Origin of the sequence: Clostridium sp. Marseille-P299 (genome assembly GCF_900078195.1) — a bacterium.
Taxonomy (GTDB): domain Bacteria; phylum Bacillota; class Clostridia; order Lachnospirales; family Lachnospiraceae; genus Lachnoclostridium.
In genome coordinates, this window is record NZ_FJVE01000006.1 from 917,338 (window position 1) to 939,188 (window position 21,851).

The 21,851-nt window shown below is 33.7% G+C and carries 15 protein-coding genes; 3 read left to right on the plus strand and 12 right to left on the minus strand.

The genetic code is table 11. The features are described 5' to 3' along the window. Positions 1-23 precede the first annotated feature (23 nt). The 7 genes from BN4220_RS08005 to BN4220_RS08035 form a co-directional block, all read right to left on the minus strand. A complete protein-coding gene (locus tag BN4220_RS08005; RefSeq protein ID WP_066715356.1) occupies positions 24-1,781 on the minus strand; it encodes an ABC transporter ATP-binding protein in 1,758 nt (585 codons plus the stop codon). Positions 1,782-1,810: 29 nt separating this feature from the next. After that, on the minus strand, positions 1,811-3,661 hold the full coding sequence (locus tag BN4220_RS08010) for an ABC transporter ATP-binding protein (protein ID WP_066715357.1): 1,851 nt from the start codon (positions 3,659-3,661) through the stop codon (positions 1,811-1,813). A gap of 326 nt (positions 3,662-3,987) precedes the next feature. Next, positions 3,988-5,553 (minus strand): dipeptide ABC transporter ATP-binding protein, encoded by a 1,566-nt coding sequence (locus BN4220_RS08015; protein WP_082812217.1) that lies wholly within the window; start codon positions 5,551-5,553, stop codon positions 3,988-3,990. Positions 5,554-5,639: 86 nt separating this feature from the next. Beyond that, entirely contained in the window at positions 5,640-6,428 is a 789-nt protein-coding gene (locus tag BN4220_RS08020) for an ABC transporter permease (protein WP_066715358.1), read from the minus strand. 22 nt (positions 6,429-6,450) lie between these two features. Continuing rightward, positions 6,451-7,392: an ABC transporter permease gene (locus tag BN4220_RS08025; RefSeq protein WP_066715359.1), complete on the minus strand. Its 942-nt coding sequence runs from the start codon at positions 7,390-7,392 to the stop codon at positions 6,451-6,453. A 62-nt stretch (positions 7,393-7,454) separates the two neighbouring features. Next, positions 7,455-9,071 (minus strand): ABC transporter substrate-binding protein, encoded by a 1,617-nt coding sequence (locus BN4220_RS08030; protein WP_066715360.1) that lies wholly within the window; start codon positions 9,069-9,071, stop codon positions 7,455-7,457. A 324-nt stretch (positions 9,072-9,395) separates the two neighbouring features. Further along, entirely contained in the window at positions 9,396-11,891 is a 2,496-nt protein-coding gene (locus tag BN4220_RS08035) for a GH36-type glycosyl hydrolase domain-containing protein (protein WP_066715361.1), read from the minus strand. 629 nt (positions 11,892-12,520) lie between these two features. Here BN4220_RS08035 and BN4220_RS08040 point away from each other — a divergent pair. From BN4220_RS08040 to BN4220_RS08055, 3 genes are all read left to right on the plus strand, one after another. Further along, positions 12,521-14,233 carry a DUF6583 family protein gene (locus BN4220_RS08040; RefSeq protein WP_066715362.1) on the plus strand — a complete coding sequence of 571 codons (1,713 nt, stop codon included), beginning with the start codon at positions 12,521-12,523 and terminating at the stop codon, positions 14,231-14,233. 199 nt (positions 14,234-14,432) lie between these two features. Continuing rightward, a protein-coding gene (locus BN4220_RS19775; RefSeq protein ID WP_242867755.1) for an IS3 family transposase occupies positions 14,433-15,856 on the plus strand; the annotation gives its coding sequence in 2 pieces (ribosomal slippage) (positions 14,433-14,958 and positions 14,958-15,856; 1,425 coding nt in all). 427 nt (positions 15,857-16,283) lie between these two features. After that, positions 16,284-17,000, plus strand: a complete 717-nt coding sequence (locus BN4220_RS08055; protein ID WP_066715363.1) for a hypothetical protein — start codon at positions 16,284-16,286, stop codon at positions 16,998-17,000. A gap of 100 nt (positions 17,001-17,100) precedes the next feature. Here the strand turns inward: BN4220_RS08055 and BN4220_RS08060 are convergent, their stop codons facing one another. The 5 genes from BN4220_RS08060 to dusB form a co-directional block, all read right to left on the minus strand. Continuing rightward, positions 17,101-18,066 (minus strand): IS3 family transposase, encoded by a 966-nt coding sequence (locus BN4220_RS08060; RefSeq protein WP_066712010.1) that lies wholly within the window; start codon positions 18,064-18,066, stop codon positions 17,101-17,103. Then, on the minus strand, positions 18,063-18,761 hold the full coding sequence (locus BN4220_RS08065) for a helix-turn-helix domain-containing protein (protein WP_066712009.1): 699 nt from the start codon (positions 18,759-18,761) through the stop codon (positions 18,063-18,065). The genes BN4220_RS08060 and BN4220_RS08065 overlap by 4 nt, the downstream gene beginning before the upstream one ends. 231 nt (positions 18,762-18,992) lie before the next feature. Further along, positions 18,993-20,075 carry an aspartate-semialdehyde dehydrogenase gene (gene asd, locus BN4220_RS08070; protein ID WP_066715465.1) on the minus strand — a complete coding sequence of 361 codons (1,083 nt, stop codon included), beginning with the start codon at positions 20,073-20,075 and terminating at the stop codon, positions 18,993-18,995. Between the two features lie 285 nt (positions 20,076-20,360). Further along, a complete protein-coding gene (locus BN4220_RS08075) occupies positions 20,361-20,801 on the minus strand; it encodes a hypothetical protein (RefSeq protein ID WP_066715364.1) in 441 nt (146 codons plus the stop codon). Between the two features lie 74 nt (positions 20,802-20,875). Continuing rightward, positions 20,876-21,847, minus strand: a complete 972-nt coding sequence (gene dusB / locus BN4220_RS08080; protein WP_066715365.1) for a tRNA dihydrouridine synthase DusB — start codon at positions 21,845-21,847, stop codon at positions 20,876-20,878. Positions 21,848-21,851: the final 4 nt, after the last annotated feature.

Below are 21,851 nucleotides of genomic sequence, written 5' to 3' on the forward strand. Positions count from 1 at the left end.
TCCTAATACATTTGACAATTCCTTTATGCTAGCTGTAACTCATATAGTTTTCTATAGATTCCATTCGCCGCTAGTAGTTCCTGATGAGTACCTTGTTCTCGTAGCACACCTTTATGCATAACGATAATTTTATCCGCATGCTGTATGGTGGATAAGCGATGCGCAACCATAATAGTAGTTCTTCCCTGCATTAACTTCTTTAATGCTTCTTGTATCAAACTTTCTGTTTCTGTATCAATGTTTGCCGTTGCCTCATCCATTACTAAAATGGATGGATCATACGCTAGGGTTCTAGCAAAGGATAAAAGTTGTCTTTGACCAGCGGATAATGTAGCTCCTCGTTCAGTTACCGCTTCCTCATAGGCATCATTTAATTTCGAAATAAAGGTATCTGCATTTACATACTTCGCTGCCGCTACAATTTCTTCATCTGTAATATCATCATTTTTTAATCGAATATTACTCTTAATATTTCCGGTAAACATAAATACATCCTGTTGTACCTGTCCGATGGCAGAACGTAACTGATCCATACTCAGTTCTTTAATATCAACTCCATCAATTAAGATTCTTCCTCGTTGAATATCATAATATCTGCCTATTAAGTTAAGGATTGAAGATTTACCTGCCCCAGTAGCCCCAACGAAGGCAACGCTTTGGCCAGGTTCTATAGTAAAACTTACGTCTTTTAAAATCCAATCTTCCCCTTGGTATGCAAACCAAACATGTTCAAATTCTATTTTACCTTTCACTTGATTTAAGTACTTTGGATTTTCCGGATTTTTAACCGTTACTTCCTCATCTAATAAAGTGAAAATTTTCTCTGCACTTGCCATTGCAGACTGCAATGTTCCAAATTGCTCTGCAAGTTCCTGAATTGGTTCAAAAAATGATGTAATATATTGAATGAAGGTATATAACATACCAACGGTAATTACGTTTGATAATACTGCATCACTACCTACCATAATTATAATAACAAGCGCAATAACGGAAAGTAAATAGATTGAAGGGCGAAAGATAGCAAATACCATCATTTCCCTGTAATTTGCACGATATAATTCTTTACTTTTTCGTTTAAATTCTGCGTTTTTCTCTACTTCTCTTGCAAATATCTGAATTAGTTTCATGCCAGATAAATGCTCTGAAAGATACGTATTAATAGCAGTAATTTTTGTTCTTGCAACACGATATGTGGCTCTTGATACATTTTTAAACAACCAAGTCAATCCAAATATAAATGGCAATAAAGCGAATGCGTATAATGAAATTTTCACATTCATGCTTAGCATTACAATTGCAAGACCTATAATTTTTGCAATATTTTTAATTAACTTTACTAAAATATTCGCATACATTTCATGTAGGGCTTCTACGTCATTGGTTACTCTTGTAACAATACGGCCCACCGGTGTGATATCAAAAAAACGTAGCGATAAGTGCTGTACATGCTCAAACACTTCTTGACGAATATTATATATAATTTTTTGACCGGTTAACTGTAAAATCCACGTTTGTAAAAAATTAAAAAGAAAGCTTCCTAGTAAAACTAATAAATAAATAATTGCTGTTTCCTTAATCGCACCAAAAGAACCATTCGCTATAAATAAATCGACTGCTTCTCCCATAAGCTTTGGTCGATAAAGTTCAAAGCCTGTAATAAACAGTACCAAAACAACTGCTAAAATCATTAAATGTAAGTAAGGAACAGCATATCGCATTAATCTAAAGAATACACTTCCTTGTACCGATTTTTCTATATCAATTTCTCTTCGTAACATACGACTCCCATCTATCCAACTTCGGATATTTATACTGCTTCTAACTGTTTTTCCAACTGCTGCTTTTCATAAAGTTTTGCATAAACTCCGCCAAGTGCCAGCAATTCTTCATGTGAACCATATTCTATTTTTTCACCTTCATTTAAAACTAGAATATTGTCAGCATTTTGTATGGTCGAAATTCGATGTGCTATAATAATTGTAGTCTTACCTACTCGGTTTTGCTTTAAATTCGCTAAAATTTGCTCTTCTGTATTTGTATCAACCGCTGACAATGCATCATCTAAAATTAATATTGGTGCATTTTTCATTAAAGCACGTGCAATGGAGCTTCTTTGTTTTTGTCCACCAGAAACGGTCACACCACGCTCACCAACCATAGTTGCGTATTGTCTTGGGAAATCCATAATATTTTCATGGACACAAGCAAGTTTTGCAGATTCTTTTACCTCTTCTAAATCCCCGTAAGCTTCATCAATTTTACTGGTTCGTTTTAATAAATCTATCTCTAAATAGTCCTCAAGATGATTTTTATGTTTTAGCAATAATTTTGTTTTTTCCTCTGGGAAATCCATTAATTTACGAGTTCCAAAGGCAATATTGCTTTGTAACGAGTCTGAAAATAAGAAATTATCTTGTGGAACATAAGCAATTTGCTCTCTTAATGTCATAAGAGGAATCTTTTTGATATCATTTCCATCAATCTTGATCATACCTTTATCAACGTCATACATACGTAATAATAAGTTTGCAATCGCTGTTTTTCCGCTGCCGGTGTGGCCTAAGATAGCAAGGGTACTTCCTTTTGGAATTTCAACCGAAACATCTTTAAGTACCGGTGGTAACTCCTCATGAAAGCGAAATGTAAGATGATTTAAGGAAATATCACCCTTGATAGAAGTTATATTATAATCTGCCTCTTTATCATCCACGATTTCTGGTTGTTCTTTAAATATACTTTCAACACGTCTCATAGACGCAAAGCCTTGTGAAAAGAAGGTAATACTCTCACCAGTCGCAAGCATTGGCCATACAAGCATGGCAATATAAGAGTTAAACGCAACAAATTTACCTGGAGATATTTGACCATTCACTACTAGATATCCTCCATATAACAAAGTAATTACACTTGAAAGTCCAATAATTACGTCTAATAAAGGCAATACAATTGCTTGCAATTTAACAACACGCAAATTCATATCTTTATTTTTCTTATTCAGTTTTGCAAATGAAATAATTTCTTTATGCTCTTGAACAAACGCTTTGATGACACGAATACCTGAGATATTCTCTTGTACTTGATCTGTCATCTCTGAAAACGCTTCTTGCTTTTGTGTAAAACGTTTCTCAATGGATTTTCCGTATTTTACACCACCAATGGCAATAAATATCATCGGAATACATGCCATCAATGTTAATTTTAAATCTACATAAACGATCATTTTTATAATAACCATAATCGTTAATATCACTGCATCAAAAGAAGTAATAACTGCTGGTCCAATTGACATACGAATTGCATTTAAGTCACTTGTAAAATGCGCCATTAAATCTCCTGTTTTATGCTCATTATAATAACGCATAGAGAGTTTTGATAAGTGTTCAAATAAATCATTTCTTAGTTCGTACTCAATTTTTCTAGAAGACCCAAAAATAAAGAACCTCCAAAGGAATCTTCCTAATGTCAGTCCAAGTCCAACAAGTACGATGCCTAAAACATATCGCATCACTCCGTTAAAATCCATACTTCCACTTTCTAAACCATCTGTTATATCTCCTGTAAATTGTGGGATATAAAGCCCCAATAAATCAACAAAAAAAAGAGTTATTATACCAAACAAATAACTCCACTTATATTTTTTTATATACTTTACAACCATATGTCCTCCGCACCTATTCCTCTTTTCCTATTCTCACTTATAAAAATGCAATTTTATGTAACGTAATACATTATGCTACAAATGATATTTTTTTGCAACACCCTACTTTATGCATATTATCTAGTTAAAGGCATGTACTTTAAAAATATGTTAAGTAAAAAATATTAAAAATGAGCTGCCATTCAAACCATTTAATGCTTGAATAACAACTCACTTTCTAATCATTTAATTATTTTGTTTATTTACTTTATTGCTATATTCAATACTATTATATATTGATTACTGTTATAAATTCTTTACCGATATATTCTTTACTGATTTATGTTCTATAAAATAGCATCAATTAATTTTTTAGTATACTCATGTTTTGGTCGATTAAATATATCTTCTGTATCACCAAGCTCAACAATTTGTCCCTGATACATAACTAAAACACGATCGCATAGTTTCCTTATTACACTCATGTCATGGGAGATAAATAAATAGGATAAGTGAAATTCGCTTTGCAAGTTTACTAAAAGTTCTAGGATTTGTGCCTGTACTGTGACATCTAGCGCAGATACTGGTTCATCTAAAACAATAAGATCTTGATTTAGAATAATTGCCATAGCAATTGCAACTCTCTGTCTTTGTCCTCCACTTAACTCTGATGGATATCTATTTGCATAATCCCTTGGTAAGCCAACCTTCTCTAACATCAAAAGAGCACGTTCTTTTCGTTCCTTTTCACTTATATTCTTATGAAAACGAAGAGGCTCTTCTAATAGCCAACCTATTTTTTTTGAAGGATTTAAACTACTGTAGGGATCTTGAAATACCATCTGAGGATATTTCGTACTCACATTCATCGTCCCTTTTACGAAGTCTTGCAATCCAACAATGGCTTTTGCTAATGTTGATTTTCCAGATCCACTTTCACCAACAATACCAAGAATTTCTCCTTGCTTCATATCGAAAGAAACTTTTTTTACTACTTCTACCTTTTCATTCTTACCAAACAAAGTTTCTTTTTTCTTATTATAAAAAACCTGTAAATCTTTCACTGAAACGATATTTGTATTGGAAAGCTCTCTTTTTTCTTTTAATGGCTTCATTTCCTGATTGGAAGCTTGTAAAAGACACTTCGTATACTCTTTTTTTGGTGTTTCAAAAAGTTCATGCATCGTTCCTATTTCTTCAATAATTCCATGATGCATGACAATGGCTTTGCTACAGATATTTTTAATAACATTTAAATTATGTGAAATCAGCAAAATACTTGTACCATGCTTTTCATTCATCTTTTTAAGTAATGACAAAATCTTAGCTTGAATTGTTACATCCAGAGCCGTTGTGGGTTCATCAGCAATCAAAAGCTTTGGTCTTAATAACATTGCCATAGCTATCATAATTCTTTGCCTCATCCCGCCAGATAACTCATGGGGATATTTTTTAAGAAGTGCTTCTCCTTGATGTAAACCAACCTCACTTAACATTTCAAGTATATTTTGTTTACGCTCTTCTTTTGTTTGCTTTGAATGTAAAAGAAGCATTTCTTCTAACTGATTCCCAATGGTTAGAACAGGATTAAGAGAAGTCATAGGCTCTTGAAACACCATTGCTATTTCATTACCACGATATTTTCTCATATCTTTTTCTGATAAAAGATTTAATTTCTTACCATTATAAATAATATCTCCATTCAGTACCCTTCCATCCTTTGCTAGCAAACCGATGATGGATAGCGCTGTAACACTCTTACCAGATCCAGATTCTCCAACAATACCAACGATTTCTCCTTCCCCTAAGGAAAAAGAAATTTCATCAACAACCTTTGTGACTTTTTTTCCATTTATAAATCCAATTGATAAATCTTTTACAGTTAAAAGGGGAGTATTTTTATTTTCTTGCATTCTATCCTCCATGTTGCCGTTCGGTAGCTAAGTTCCTAGTAAAAAGTAACCTCTCTTCTTTTTTCCCAGTTGAAATGTTTTTAGGCCTATCTTCTATTTTCACTAATTAAAGAAAAACCTAATACTGTTATAATAATTATCACACCAGGTGCAATTGCAAACCAAGGAGCCTTAAATAAATATGTTTGCGCTTCTGAGAGCATTCTACCAAGACTTGCATCTGGAGGTTGTACCCCAAGGCTTAAATAACTCATACCTGCTTCGGCTAATACTGCATTATTAAAACCAACTGCAAACGCAGAAACTAAAATTGAGGATGTATTCGGTAAGATATGTACAAACATAATCCGAAAATCACTTGCGCCCATAAGTTTTGCGTTTTTAACATAATCCAGTTGCTTTTGCAAAATATATTCACTTCGCACAACACGTGCAAAACTAGGAATAAAGATAATTCCAAGCGCTAAAATAATATTATACTTACCTGTTCCTAATACGCTCACAAAAACAAGGGCTAATAAAATACTAGGAAAAGACGTAAGTCCATCATTTAAACGCATTAATATCTCATCTAAAATACCACCATAATATCCTGTGATTGCACCTACGATAGTTCCAATGATTCCACCAATGAAAACGGTTGCTAGTCCAATAAAAAACGTAGTCCCTGCACCCTTCATAACTCTTGATAAGATATCTCGTCCTAAAAAATCCGTTCCAAACAAATGTTTTAAACTTGGTGCCTTATTCTTAGCCATAATATCCATAGCATTCGGATCATATGGTGTATAGAAAATTCCTACTACAACAAGCAGTAAAACAAATGAAATCAAAATAATTCCAATGATTAAATTAAGATTTAATTTTCTCTTCATTTTCTTTGCTCCTTACTGTAGTCTACGAAATTCGTACTCTTGGGTCCAATACTTGATATAAAATATCAACGATAAAATTAACAAAAATAACAATGGCTGCTATGTATAGCACTGCTGCCTGTACAACATTAAAATCTCGATTTGATATAGCAACCACCAATAACCTTCCTAAGCCTGGAAGATTAAACACTTGCTCAATTACAATGCTACCTGCAAATAAATCTGCAATTACCATACCCATAAAAGTAATGACAGGAATCAATGCATTCTTAAGTACATGGCGCCATAATATTCTCTCACCGCTGCTACCTTTACTTTTTGCCGTTCTTACATAATCAAGATGAAGTTCTCGTAAAATAGAACTTCTTAAAAATTTAACAGTCATCGCTATCTTGGGTAAGCTAACTGCAAGTGCTGGGTAAAATAAATATTTTATAAATTCCAGAAAGTTCTCATTGGGTGCTACATATTTTCCTGGAACAAACCATTTTAATATAATACCAAATAAGAGTGTAAGCATAATTCCTAAGAAAAATGGAGGAATTGCCATGCAGACTTGGCTAAGGAAAGATACGAAACGGTCAATGAATCCATCTTCTTTCCTAGCACTTAATATTCCTAATGGTATGGAAATAACGATAACCATTACAATGGATAAAACTGCAAGCCAAAGAGTGACTGGAAGTCGTTCTTTTAGCATCTGAGTCACTGGTTGACTATATTGTGACGAATTTCCAAAATCACCTTTAATTGCTCCAGAGACAAAATTAATATATCGCTCCGGAATACTTTTATTAAGTCCCATAGCTTCTCGTAAAGCTTCCACTTGTTCTTCGGTTGCATCTATCCCTAATTTTGATAATGCGCTATCTCCAGGAATCACCTGAAAGGCGATGAACGTCAGCATGGATACTAACAATAAGGTAATAATGAGAGTTATTATTTTCTTTACGTAAAATTTCATGCTGAGTCCATCTCCTTGTTCATAGTAATTCTTATTAAAATAATATCAATATTGATATCTCTTTATTCTGTATAGTAAATTGTTGACATGTCTTGTACGTAAACTGGATAAAATTTATATCCGCTTAATTTTTTATTAATCGCAACTTTTAGCGTTGGATCTTGTAGATATACAGACGCTGCGTCTTCTGCTAAAATTCTTTGAAGTTCTTTATAGTTTGCGATTTTTTCATTTTCATCTGTTGTCGCAATGGCTTTAGTAAGTACTTCATCGAATTTTGAATTTTTATAATTTACAAAGTTATTACGTGCATCGGAGCGATAACGATTTAAGACATCACTTGGAGCTAAATCGGCATCTAATCCAATAAGGGTTGCTTCATAATCTCTAGCAGTGTAAACATCAGATAACCAACTAGCCCATTCAACCAATTGAATATTTGCTGTAATACCTACTTGCTTTAATTGTTCTACAATTACTTGTGTCGTATCTACATGGAAATCATAGTTTGATGGCACCTTTATCGTAAATGAAAAACCATCTGGATATCCCGCTTGTGCTAATAATTCCTTTGCTTTTTCCACATCATATGGATACATATCCACTAATGTCTCATCATAATATTTCTGGAAGGCTGGGAGCATATTACTTCCGATTGCAACTCCGTCTCCGCCACCAACCATATCAATGATGTATTGTCTATCAATTGCATAACATAATGCTTTTCTTACTAATTCATTATTAAATGGTTCCACATCATTATTTAAAAATAACGCCTGCACCAAATTCATACTACCAACAGCAACATTATAATCGTCTGGTAACTGCGCTGCCTGCTCTTCTGTTAATCTAGCAAAAATATCAATGGAACCTGCCATCAATTCTAAGAAAGCAGCATCAATACTTGCTGATATTTTAAATGTTACTTGATCTAAATAAGGAACACCTTCAATATAGTAATCCTCATTCTTTTCCATAACTAAATTTTGCATTGGCGCATAAGAAACAAACTTAAAAGGGCCTGTTCCAATTGGATGATTTGCTTGATCGTCATAATCCTTCGGAATGATGCTGCAGGTTAAGTATCCAATCAATTCTGTATTAGGCTCACTTAAGTGAATCTGAATCGCATCTTTACCGTCGCTAGTTGTAATTTCATCTATCGAATCAATAATAGAAAGCGCCGATTCCACCTTGACCTCCGGATCGGATGTGTCAAGTAAACCAGCGCTGCGTTTTAATGAGTATATAATATCTTCTGCTGTAACAAGTGATCCATCATGAAATTTTACACCTTCTCTTAGTGTAAAGGTATAAATAGTTCCATCCTCATTCATTTCATAATCACTTGCAACTGCAGGAACTAAATTACCATGTTCATCCGGTTTTACTAAACCTTCAAAAATATTATACAGCACTTCTTTAGTTCCCGCCGCAACTGCTTTATGTGGGTCAAGACTATCCAAATCCTGTGGTATTCCTACAATTATTGAGCCTCCATACACCGGTTCTTTACTTACTGTCTGGTTATCATCCTCTGTCTGCCCGGCTCCCGAAGTAATATCATCCGTTGGTGTCTTATTATTATCTCCTTCCTTCATACCGCCACTACATCCGTAGAGTGCAATTGATGATAAGAGTAATAACAAGAGAAGAAGGGTTCGTTTCACATTCTTCATAAAATACCTCCAAATTGATATATTCTCTCATTATTATTCAATTGTTTTGCTAAATTATACTTAGCATAACAATAATATACTCAAATTATCGATGATGCAAGTATTTTTTTCTAATTCTTATTCTCAAATTAAGCAAATTAAGTTTTAAATCCATGTTTAATTTTCTATTTACCCTAATATAAGAGTCAAACTCTTTAAAAATCACCTACGAAAGGGGGTATCTCAACTTAATATAACAAAAAAGTATCAGCAAAACATTAATATCTTAATGCTTTGTGACACTCTTTTGTTAAAAGGAAGGTTTGAAAAGAAAGTATTTATTAGTTAGCCCATAATCACTAGTATGTTATGTGCCTCACTATCACCAAATACAGGTACAATATTACCTGATATCTCCTCACCATCTACAACCAATTTAGCAACACCAGTTGATACATGCTTCGGATTTTGTATCTCAATATGTAGCGTATCGCCACGGAACTCACGAATTACTTTATAACCATCCCAATCTTTTGGAATGGACGGGTCTATCATCAATCCATCATACTCTGGTTTAATACCTAGAATATATTGTGAAATAGCTACAAAGTTCCAAGATGCTGTTCCTGTTAACCATGAATTTTTGGCCTCTCCAAAGCGTCTTGCATCCTTGCCTGCCACCATCTGTGCATAAACATATGGTTCTAAACGGTGAACCTCTGAGAATTCTTCGGTATAAGCAGGTGCAATTCTTGTATAATAATCAAATGCCTTATCTCCTCTTCCAACCAATGCTTCTGCACACATAATCCATGCATTATTATGACAGAAAATACCCGCATTTTCTTTATATCCTGCTGGATAAGTCGATATCTCACCATACTCTACATAGTATCTAGTAAATGCTGGATTGTTCAGTACTAATCCATATTTTGTTCCAAGGAATTTCTCTACCGAGTCAAGTGCCTTAATTGCTTTCCCATCCTCTAAACCACACTTGCCCATTACACAGAAACCTTGAGATTCTATGAAAATTTTTCCTTCTTCACATTCATTACTACCAATTTTTTTACCAAAGTCATCATAAGCTCTTAAGAACCACTCACCATCATAACCATGTTCCATAATGATATCACGCATTTTTTCAACTTCGTGATACGCACGTTTTGATTCTTCAAGGTTATCCGCTTTTTCCATGAGCTTAGCATACTCTTCCCCTATATATACAAACATTCCTGCGATCATAACAGATTCTGCAACTTTTCCATCTTTACTAGTAGTTGTCTGGAAGGACTCACCTGGCTCCATAGAAAAACAATTTAAATTCAAGCAATCATTCCAGTCAGCTCTACCAATGAGTGGAAGACCATGAGGTCCAACATTATTAATAACATGATCAAAGGAACGTTTCAAGTGATCAGACAATGGCCTCGCTAATTCTTCCTTATTATCATATGGAGTATTCACATCTAAAATACTATAATCTCCCGTTTCTTTTATGTAAGCTACTACTGCTAAAATAAGCCACAATGGATCATCATTAAAGTTACCACCAATTTCGTCATTTCCTTTCTTGGTTAACGGTTGATATTGATGATATGCTCCACCATCTAGTAATTGTGTTGAAGCTAAATCAATAATTCTCTCCCTTGCGCGGTCTGGAATCTGGTGAACAAATCCAAGTAAATCCTGGTTGGAATCACGAAATCCCATACCTCTTCCAATACCAGACTCAAAATAAGATGCACTTCTTGATAAGTTAAATGTCACCATACATTGATATTGATTCCATATGTTAACCATCCGATTTAACTTTTCGTCATTAGAAAATATCGTATATTTTGATAATAATTGATTCCAATACTCCGCTAGTTCATTAAATGCTTGATCCACCGCATCCACTGTTGCAAATTTCTGTATCATTTCTTCTGCTTTTTTCTTATTAATAATATTCGTTCCATTCGGTGCTTTCGCTGATAATAAAAGCCCCTCCTCATTTACGTCACCCAGTTGATACTCCCACTTTTCATTTTGCTCATTCTCAACATAACCAAGAACAAAAACAAGCTCTCTCTTTTCGCCAGGTTCAAGTGTAATGTCTATGCTATGAGAAGCGATTGGTGACCAACCATCTGCTACCGAATTATTGGATGCTCCAGCCATAACCGCTTGTGGATTCTCAAATCCGTTGTAAGTTCCAATAAAACTCTCGCGATCTGAATCAAAACCACTAATTGGAGCATTAACAGAAAAGAAAGCGTAATGATTACGACGTTCCTTATACTCTGTTTTATGATAAATTACAGAACCTTTGATTTCTACTTCCCCTGTGTTAAAATTTCTTTGAAAATTAGTAGAATCATCTTGTGCATTCCATAAACACCATTCTATAAAAGAAAATAATTTAACTGTCTTTGATTCATTCCCTACATTCGTAACCGTTACTTTATGTACTTCGCCATTATAATTATTTGGAACAAAAAACAATACATTCGTTTCAATCCCGTTTCTTCTTCCTTTAATGTTAGTATATCCCATACCATGGCGGCATTCATAAGACTCTAACTCTTTTTTTGCTGGCGCCCATCCAGGAGACCAAACATCACCATTATCATATAAGTAATAATAACGACCACCACCTAAATCAAGTGGTACATTATTATAACGAAATCTCGTAATCCTGCGTAGCTTAGCATCCTTATAAAAACTATAGCCACCAGCCGTATTAGAAATTAATGAAAAAAATTCCTGCGAACCAAGGTAGTTAATCCATGGATACGGTGTATGCGGTGTTGTAATGACATATTCCTTATTTACATCATCAAAATAACCGAATTTCATGTCGTTTCTCCTTTATTGAATTGATAGGGAACTCCCTTACTAAAAGTAACTGTTTTATATTCCCATTATATACCATATTTTTCATGTAAACAATTGAAGTAATCCACAAATTCTAGAGTTAAACCTTGTGAAAATTACACGAATTTTTAACGAAAACTTTCGTATTTTTTAATATTAGTTAATATTTATCATACGAAAATTTTTCGTTAATCTAAATTTCAATTTCACAATTTGCAAACTTATCTATGAAATAATTCCACCTTATCTATGTAATATTGTAATTTCAACGCATTTATTTATTTTCATTATTAATCACTTCACATTTTGTGATTTTATATCTTATTGAATGCATATTATCAAAGTTTCTATTTTATAAAGAATTATGATATACGTGTTTCTGTCATATTTTGTCGAAAATATTCGCATTATATACAACCTGTTTTCTTAATATTGCTTTGACATATCAAATTATGTAACTTATAATCATAGTTGTATATTATAAACAAATTTTACCACCTTTGATATGGACTATATTTTTATTCATAGTTTTATTTTTCTTATAAAACACATATGATACTAAAATACTTCTCATTTATAAGGGGTAAAGTTTTTAAAAAGGAGTAGAGAGTATGTCACAAAATGATGAGCAAAATAGCTCAAACATTAATAAGGGTCCAAATGAAAACACATCAACAAATGATTCTTCAAACCTAGGTGAAACTACAAATTTAGATGCAAGTAGAATTGATTTTACTACGGATGGCATAAGCCAATCAGAAAGTACAAATAATGCTTCATCAAATCCGGAATCTTCAACTATTATTGAAGAAATTGAAACCAAACGAAAGAAGAGTAAAAAAGTAAAACTTGGTATATTCGCTGCAGTTGCTTGTCTATTAATTATTATTGGTGCATTCTCAGTACCTGCAATTCGAAGTGTCTTTAGTTTTTCAACCAAAAATCCCAACGAATATTTAAAATCAGTCTTAAGCGTGGAAACTAACAAACTATCCACTTATCTTAAAAGTAACACTGAAAAGCAATTAAAAGCTAGAGCAGATGGCACTTCTTTTGATATGAATTTAAAATTAACACTAGGAGATTATGCAAAACAATTTTTAGCCAATGATACCATTGATTTAGACAATTTAAATGCTTTTATGAAAATAAATATGAAGGGTAATGAAGTAAGTACCACAGCTAAATTTAGCTTAAATGGAATTGATTTATTCTCTTATCTTATGTCCATGAGTCTAGATCAACAAGTTATGTATATGCAAATCCCCGAATTATCAAGTGCATACCTGAAAACAAATTTAGTACAAATGTCCCAAGAGGTATATAGCTACGATTACCTAAATAAGGTCACAGCTTTTCAAAATACATTAACACCTGATACCATTGAAAAGCTATCAAAGAACTATATCAACGTTATCTTAGATACTCTTGATGACGTCTCATTAGAAAAAGACGTAAAAGTAAATGTAAATGTTTTAGATGCTACCTATGATAAATTATCTGTTTCATTAAGTGAGCAAGATATGATTGATATTCAAATAGCAATCCTTAAACAAGCCCTTAATGACAAAGAATCTCTTAATATTATCGATCAACTGTTTCAATTATCTGAACAGTCTGCACCGACAAAAGAAGATATTCAAACAAATATTGATGAATTAGAAGCATCTCGTGAGACAGCAAGTCAAGAAGAAATCGTTAATTTTAGTATCTATGTAGATAATAAATCCTTAAAAGGTATTGAAATTAATGCAACCGATGACAACGCTACTAAAATTTCATTTTTTACAGCCAAAAAAGCTGACTCCAACAGTTTAATTTTTAAAGTATCAAATAATGATACCGAATATGTATCTGTATTAGGTAAATGGGACTCCACTTCAACTGGTGAAACTGGAACAATTGATATAAAAGCGATTACTGACGACTATAGTGAGACCACTACTTCTATTAACATATCCTTTCAGGATATAAAAGTTGTAAATAAAGAAATAGGTACAGTGAACGGCACATTATTAATATCTTCAGATTCATTTGCAGGAATTTCACTAGCATGTTCCTTACAAGGAAGCGATAAAACCCAGAACATTACCTTAGCAGTAAACACAATGGGTATGGAATTAGGAACTCTTAGTATCGATTATACACAAACTGAATTTAATGAAATAATTTACCCTGCTGCTGATGCAGAGGTTTATGATATGGAAACTGATATGGAAACCTACATTAGTAATTCAAATCTATTCGGTTTTCTTTATGATCTAAGTGAAAAACTTAATATTGATCTTACCTCACTATTAATGGGCTCTGAAGATATTTGGTAATTTATGTATGTATTAACCAAAAACTTATTATTCCATGACAGTTTCTTATTTAATATCACGAAAAAGGATTTTTTTTGTAAATACTATTTAACTTTTAATATACTTATAGTATAATGTCATTATAAACAAAGGCGTTTCTTAGTGAGCCGACCCCCAAAAGTTAGACCAAAAATCTAACGATTGGGAGGTCGGTTTTTTCATGGCAAAATATAGCTTTGAATTTAAGAAAAAAATAGTTGAAGACTATTTAGGTGGAAAAGGAGGTCGCAATTATTTAGCAACCAAATATAATGTACCAGCAAGTAGCAACATCAAAAAATGGGTTGATCTATATCGAGCTCATGGAGATGAAGGTTTACTTTGTTCAAGACAAAATGAAAAATATACTTTTGAATACAAACTTCATGTGGTAGAGTTATATCTATCGAGTGAGGTTTCATATCAGGAATTAGCAGTTCAAGAAAAAATCAATAATCCTGCTCAAATATGTAAATGGGTAAATGATTTCAGAATCGCTGGACCTGATGCATTGAGACCTAAAAAGAAAGGTCGAAAGAAAACATTGAATTCAAATAATAAGAACACGAACATAAAAGCCATATCAGATGCTACTTCTGTGGATACTAGTATAGATCATGTAAAAGAACTTGAAGATGAATTATTAAAGTTAAGAATAGAGAATGCCTATTTAAAAGAATTGAGGAGGCTGCGATTAGAGGAGGAAGCTCTTCTGAAAAAACAGCGAGAATTATCCACAGCCTCCGAAGAGACTTCAAACTAAAAAATATTCTCGCAATTGTTGGTTTTCCTAAAGCAACCTATATGTACTGGCAAAAACGTTTTGATAGAGTGAATCCAAATCAAGAATTGGAAGAAAAAATCAAGGAAATCCATTCAATTCATAAAGATTTTGGTTATAGACGTATGCTAGGAGAACTTCGTAAACAAGGTCGCGTTATAAACAAAAAACGCGTTCAACGAATCATGCAGAAACTATCTCTACAGGTTACTTCTTTTACAAGAAAAAGCCGAAAATATAGTTCATATAAAGGGAAAATTGGAAAAGTTGCTCCTAATAGATTACGAAGACGTTTTGAAACCAAAATACCACATCAAAAGATTACCACAGATACTACAGAGTTCAAATATTATGATACTGATTCTAAAGGCCGTATGATTATTAAAAAATTATATCTAGATCCGTTTATGGATTTATGTAATAGAGAAATTATTAGCTATGGTGTATCACCTACACCATCAGCTAAAAACATAATGGATGCACTGAACACCGCAATAGAGATTACATCAGATTGCCCATATCGTAGAACTTTTCATTCAGACCAAGGATGGGGGTATCAAATGAAGGCATATGTTCATACTTTACAAGAACATCGAATCTTTCAGAGTATGTCCAGAAAAGGAAATTGCCATGATAATTCAGTTATGGAAAATTTCTTCGGAATAATGAAACAGGAAATGTATTATGGAGAAGTTTATTACAGTTATGACGAACTTAAAGATGCAATAGATCAATATATAGAGTATTATAATAAGCAACGAATAAAAGAGAAACTTGGATGGATGAGCCCTGTTGAATATAGGTTCAAACTCTTAGCCGCATAAATGAAAAATGCGAAGCGGAAAATCCACTTCGCAATAAAGTCTAACTTTTAGGGGTCACATCATAGAAATCTAAGAAGTGCCTTTTTTTTATTATTGTTTCGTTAGGGCTTATATCTGTAAAAGGGAGGATCAGATATGAACTGCTACGACTTTAATAGCTCTCCTTCTTGTGCCACTCTTATCCCATATCGGTGGTACTCATATCTTATAATCATAATACGCAAAATAGGCTTTCGTTTTACGAAGGCTTATTTTGTTTTTTAATATAAAATAACAGGTTATTTTACATTAATTTTAGAAATAATTTCTTTTATTAGATGTTGATATGTGCTAAACTATTAGCAGACTTTAAAAGTTCTTTATGTTAATTGAGTATAGATTTTTATGAGGAAGGTATAATTATCCTAAAACGAAATGAGGGCAATCTATGAAAGAAACACGCTTAGACGACAGTGCTAGTATATATGAACGTCGAAACCCAAAAACAGAAAGACAAAAGCTTAGTGAAATGAATGGCAAAGAAAAATGGCAATATTACAAGGATTATTATTTAAAAAAGACTATCATGTCGACCATTTTAATTGCATTCGTAGCTTATTTCTTATACACCGTTTTATCTCCAAAACCAGAAACAGTTTTACATGTTGCCTGTGCTAATTATCAATTTTCAGAGGAGCAAATAGAACAACTGGAACAAGGCTTTGGTGAATACCTTGGAATTAACACCGACAAACAAGACATACTCTTTGACCCAACTTATATTCTTAGTGATTTTGATTACACAAGTACCGAAAAACTTTCTATTTTAGCCTTTGCGGGAGAATTAGATGTTCTTATAGTACCAGAATCCAAATTTAAAGAGTATGCATTTAGTGGTTCACTTTGGTCATTATCTGATCAATTACCTACTGATTTATACAGTGCATTATCTGATAAATTTTATCTTTCACAGCTTCGTCAGGATGAGGAATCTATGGAAGAGGCCACTGGACCATCTTATGTATTTGGAATCTACTTAGATGACACTGAACTCTTTAAAGGTTATTCTAAAGAAGATCCACCTGTACTAGGAATTGTTTTATCCAGTTCACATAATGAGAACGCCGTCGAATTTATTCGTTATTTATTCAATATAAATCCATAAAAAACAAGAGGCATTTGATATGCTCCCTGTCAAGTAGACAGGCCAAATATCTAAAGTAATGCTCATAAATCAGTCATACGATTTTCGTATGGCTGATTTTTTATGCGCACCACTTTGATTTATATTTCTCAATTCTTTTATTCTTTGCAATCGGATATGTTGTTGGAGTTGCGGAAGCTAACGCTTCAGCCCTTACCTCAGCAGGTGTTTTACAATCATATCTGCTTTGAGGTCGCTCATCTCGATAGAATCGGATATAATCTTTGATTGCATGACGTAATGATAACTCATCTGTTATCTCGTACATTTGATACATTTCTGATTTAATGATTCCCCAAAAACCTTCCGTTGGTCCATTATCAATACAATGGCCAACTCTGGACATTGATTGAATCATTTCGCTATCTTGAAGTTTTCTCTGGAACACCTTATTTGTATACTGAAAGCCTCGGTCGCTATGAAAAATAGGCTTTGCAGTTGAATTAGCATCAATTGCTTTATCAAAGGTTTTGAATACCAGTTGATTGTTGTTTCTGCCGCTTATAACAAATGCAACAGGATAACGATCATAGAGATCTATGATCGCACTAAGATATAGTTTCTTATTGGTTTCAGGAATCTTAAACTCCGTTACATCAGTAGCCCACTTTTGATTAGGCTCTGTTGCATAAAAGTCTCTTGCTAACTTATTTTCTGCTGTTTCTTCTGGCTTGGAAGAATTGTATTTTTTCTTCTTTTTACGAATAACAGAATGGATTCCAAGTTTTTTCATAATACGATGAATTTGTTTCCTTGAATAATGAGTATGATTGAAATGATTGATCCAATCCGTCATTCTTCGGTACCCTAAGATATGAGAAAATCTTTCATCATACTCTTTGATTAATTCTGCGATTTCGATATTAGTTTTTTCTTGTTCTGGTACAATTCTATGTTTCCATTTGTAGAACGCAGCTCTGGCGATTCCAAGCTGTGCACACATCCAGTTGACACTCCAACCCTTGTTCGTATGGAAGTATTCAATAACAAGATACTTTGATTCATGGCGTTGCTTTCCGAGTCTCACATCCCTTCGAATTCTTTCACTTTTTTTAACAGTTCTACCACCATATCTTTTTCTTCAAGCTGACGCTTTAGCCGAAGATTCTCTCTTCGTAATCGTTCTAATTCATCAACTTCATCATCTGTCTTATGTCGACCACGTTTGTCAGTAAGACCTTCTTCACCTGTGGCATCATATTTTTTCACCCAGGAATACACCTGACTGTAAGAAACATCGTAAAGTGCTGCTGTGTCCTTATAATCACGATTGTGTTCAATGCAGTATGTAACGATTTCTTTGCGTTCCTGAATAGTTGTTTTTCGCCTTGCCTCTGCCATATAGACCTCCCGTTTCGGATCGTAATCCTTAAGTTCTCTATTGGCATTATACTTCATAATCCACTGTTTTAGTGTCGAATCAGACAAAATATTATATTTAGCTGCAAGTTCTTCTAAAGATCCTTCTCCACGCAGATATCGTTCGACCATTTCAGTTTTAAACTCTTTTGTATAAGCTTTATTCCCTATTGGATTTTGAAACACCTCAATACCTGAATAGTTATAAAAATGTAACCATTTATGAACAGAACAATTCCTTTTCTTTTCGTTAAAAGGAATATCATATTTTGCACAAATTTCTCGCATTGATAAATTTCCAGATAAATAATCTTCACAAGCACTCGCTTTAGTTTCAGGGGAGTATTTAGCTTTTCTGGACATGAAAAATCCTCCTTAAGTAGATTTTGGTTATTTACCTTGTCTACTTAAGGAGGATCATATCAATTCGTAATGCGAAGGCCTCTTGTTTTTTATTTCTCAGGTATTATTTATTGTTTATTTTAAAACTTATTTTACAATTTACTTAGCAGTTTAATCTCTACATTTTTGCAACTTAATTTCTGATTATGACACAGTTATATGCAAATTATTTTATATAGCTTATTATAAAGCTTATTTTGCTGTTATATAGCCAAGTGCTTTTAATAATTCTGCGGTAAGAACAGCTCCGCCAGCTGCGCCACGCTTTGTGTTATGAGATAAGCCAACGAATTTATAGTCATAAACAGTATCTTCTCTTAGTCTACCAAGTGAAATACCCATTCCATTTTCATAATCACGATCTAAGTTTGTTTGAGGACGATTCTCTTCTTCATGATAATTTAAGAACTTCTTTGGTGCACTAGGTAATTCTAAGTCTTGAGGTAAACCTTTGTATTCATCCCATGCTTTAATAATTTGTTCTTTTGTTGGTTTCTTATCAAAGCTAACAAATACAGCTGCTGTATGTCCGTCTGAAACTGGTACACGAATACACTGTGTTGTAATAAGAGGTGCATTTGCTTTTACAATTTCACCATTCTCAACTTTACCCCAAATACGAAGTGGTTCTTGTTCACTCTTTTCTTCTTCTCCACCGATAAAAGGTATTACATTATCTATCATTTCAGGCCAATCTTTAAAAGTTTTACCTGCACCTGAGATTGCTTGATATGTGGTTACTACTACTACCTTTGGTCCATATTCTTTTAATGCATGTAATGCTGGTGTATAACTTTGGATAGAGCAGTTAGGTTTTACAGCAATAAATCCTCTTTTTGTGCCTAGGCGATCTTTTTGGCTCTTAATTACTTCAAAATGTTCTGGGTTAATCTCTGGGATAACCATTGGTACATCTTTTGTCCAACGATGAGCACTATTGTTAGATACAACTGGAGTTTCTGCTTTTGCATATGCCTCTTCGAGTGCTTTAATTTCATCTTTAGTCATATCAACTGCACTAAATACAAAATCTACTTCGCTAGAAACTGCCTCAACTTCATTCACATTTTTAACTACGATATGTTTTACTGCTTCTGGCATTGGAGTAGTCATCTTCCAATGATCACTTACTGCTTCTTCATAAGTTTTTCCTGCACTTCTAGGACTTGCCGCTAATGCAGTTACTTCAAACCATGGATGATTTTCTAATAATGCGATAAATCGTTGACCAACCATACCAGTTGCACCTAAAATACCAACTTTTAATTTACTCATATCTTTACCCATACCTTTCAATAATTTTGATCGATTGATATCTGCGTATAAGTTTGAATATGTTTCTTCTCACTTTTTACCTAGTATCATCTTACTCATATCTTTTTCTTATGTATACATATTTTAGCATCATAACACTCATTATTTTTTGTACTTGTATTGCGTACATTTGTCTTTCTGTTAAGTATACTATGCCTTTTTTACAAAAAAATCAACTCTTTTTTACTTTAATTCGATAATTTGTTAAAAATGACGAAGACATATGCCTTCGCCATTTTTCCTTTGTTACTTTTTATTTTTTCCTAAGAAGTACATTTTACCTTTGCCGTCACTTCGTTTTGCTTTTTCTCCAACTTCATATTCATCAAATACTCCACTAAAATTCTTAGAGAGTTGCACTGCACAATCTTTGCAATACCTTCCGGAACGGATTTCTGCATGGCACATCTCACAATGAATAAAAATATTCGATGACTCTGGTATTTCTAGTCGGCCTTCCCGCAAATACTGTTCAATGTAATGGATTTCAACCCCAGTAGCCTCAGTTAATTCTAGCATAGTCGCTGTCCCATTCTCATAAATATAAGTTCTTACTTTTTCAAAGTCCGCAGCATCATATTCTTTACAAATTTCACAGTAACGATGCCCAAATCCTGAGTAAGTAAACATGCGTCTACATCTTGCGCATACTTGTGTTTCTCCATTTTGTTTGTATCTATTAGTCAATCGATGTGCTCCTCCTTTCCTTTTCAGAAAAAGTTAGGCGCTAAAACACCTAAACGCGCATTTTTAACCTTTAATTATTTTAAATACTCCCTATACTCTTGCATAAGCTCCTCTAAGCCCTGTCTATCTTCAATCTCATTTACCCTATTGCGTAATTTTGCAGACTTTGGATAACCAGTTGTATACCATGCAACATGCTTTCGCATCTCCCTCATTGCCGTAAATTCACCCTTAAATTGAATCTGTAAATCAGCATGTCGCAGAATCATTGAAATAACCTCATCAACACTTGGTTTTTCCATTAGTGTTCCACTCTTTAAATACTCTTTTACTTGCATAAACAACCAAGGATTTCCTCGAACACCTCTTGCCATCATAATAGCGTCACATTTCGTTTCCTCTATCAAACGTTTTGCATCTTGTGGTGTAAAGACATCTCCATTCCCGATTACGGGAATTGTTAATGCTTCCTTTACTTTACGAACAATCTCCCAATCTGCTTGTCCGCTATAATACTGCTCTCTCGTTCTACCATGTACTGCAACTGCTGCTGCACCACTTTCTTCCGCGATTTTAGCAACTTCAACTGCATTTATAGTGCTATCGTTAAATCCCTTACGAATCTTAACTGTTACAGGTTTTTGAATCGCTTTTGATACAGCAGAAACAATTTCACCAATTCTCTTAGGATTCTTCATTAACGCAGAACCCTCACCATTATTTACAACCTTAGGAACAGGACAGCCCATATTAATATCAAGGATATCAAAATTTCTATCCTCGATTCTTTTAGCCATTTCGCTCATGATATAAGGATCTTCACCAAATAACTGTAAAGAGACTGGGCGCTCAACTTCCTCTACCATAAGTAGAGCTTCTGTGTTTTTATTATTATACATGATGCCTTTTGCACTTACCATCTCTGTATAAATTAAATCTGCTCCGCATTCTTTACAAAGAAGACGAAATGGCAAGTCTGTGACTCCAGCCATAGGTCCAAGTACCAAATTCCCCTCCATTGTTATATTACCAATGGTAAAACTCATATTA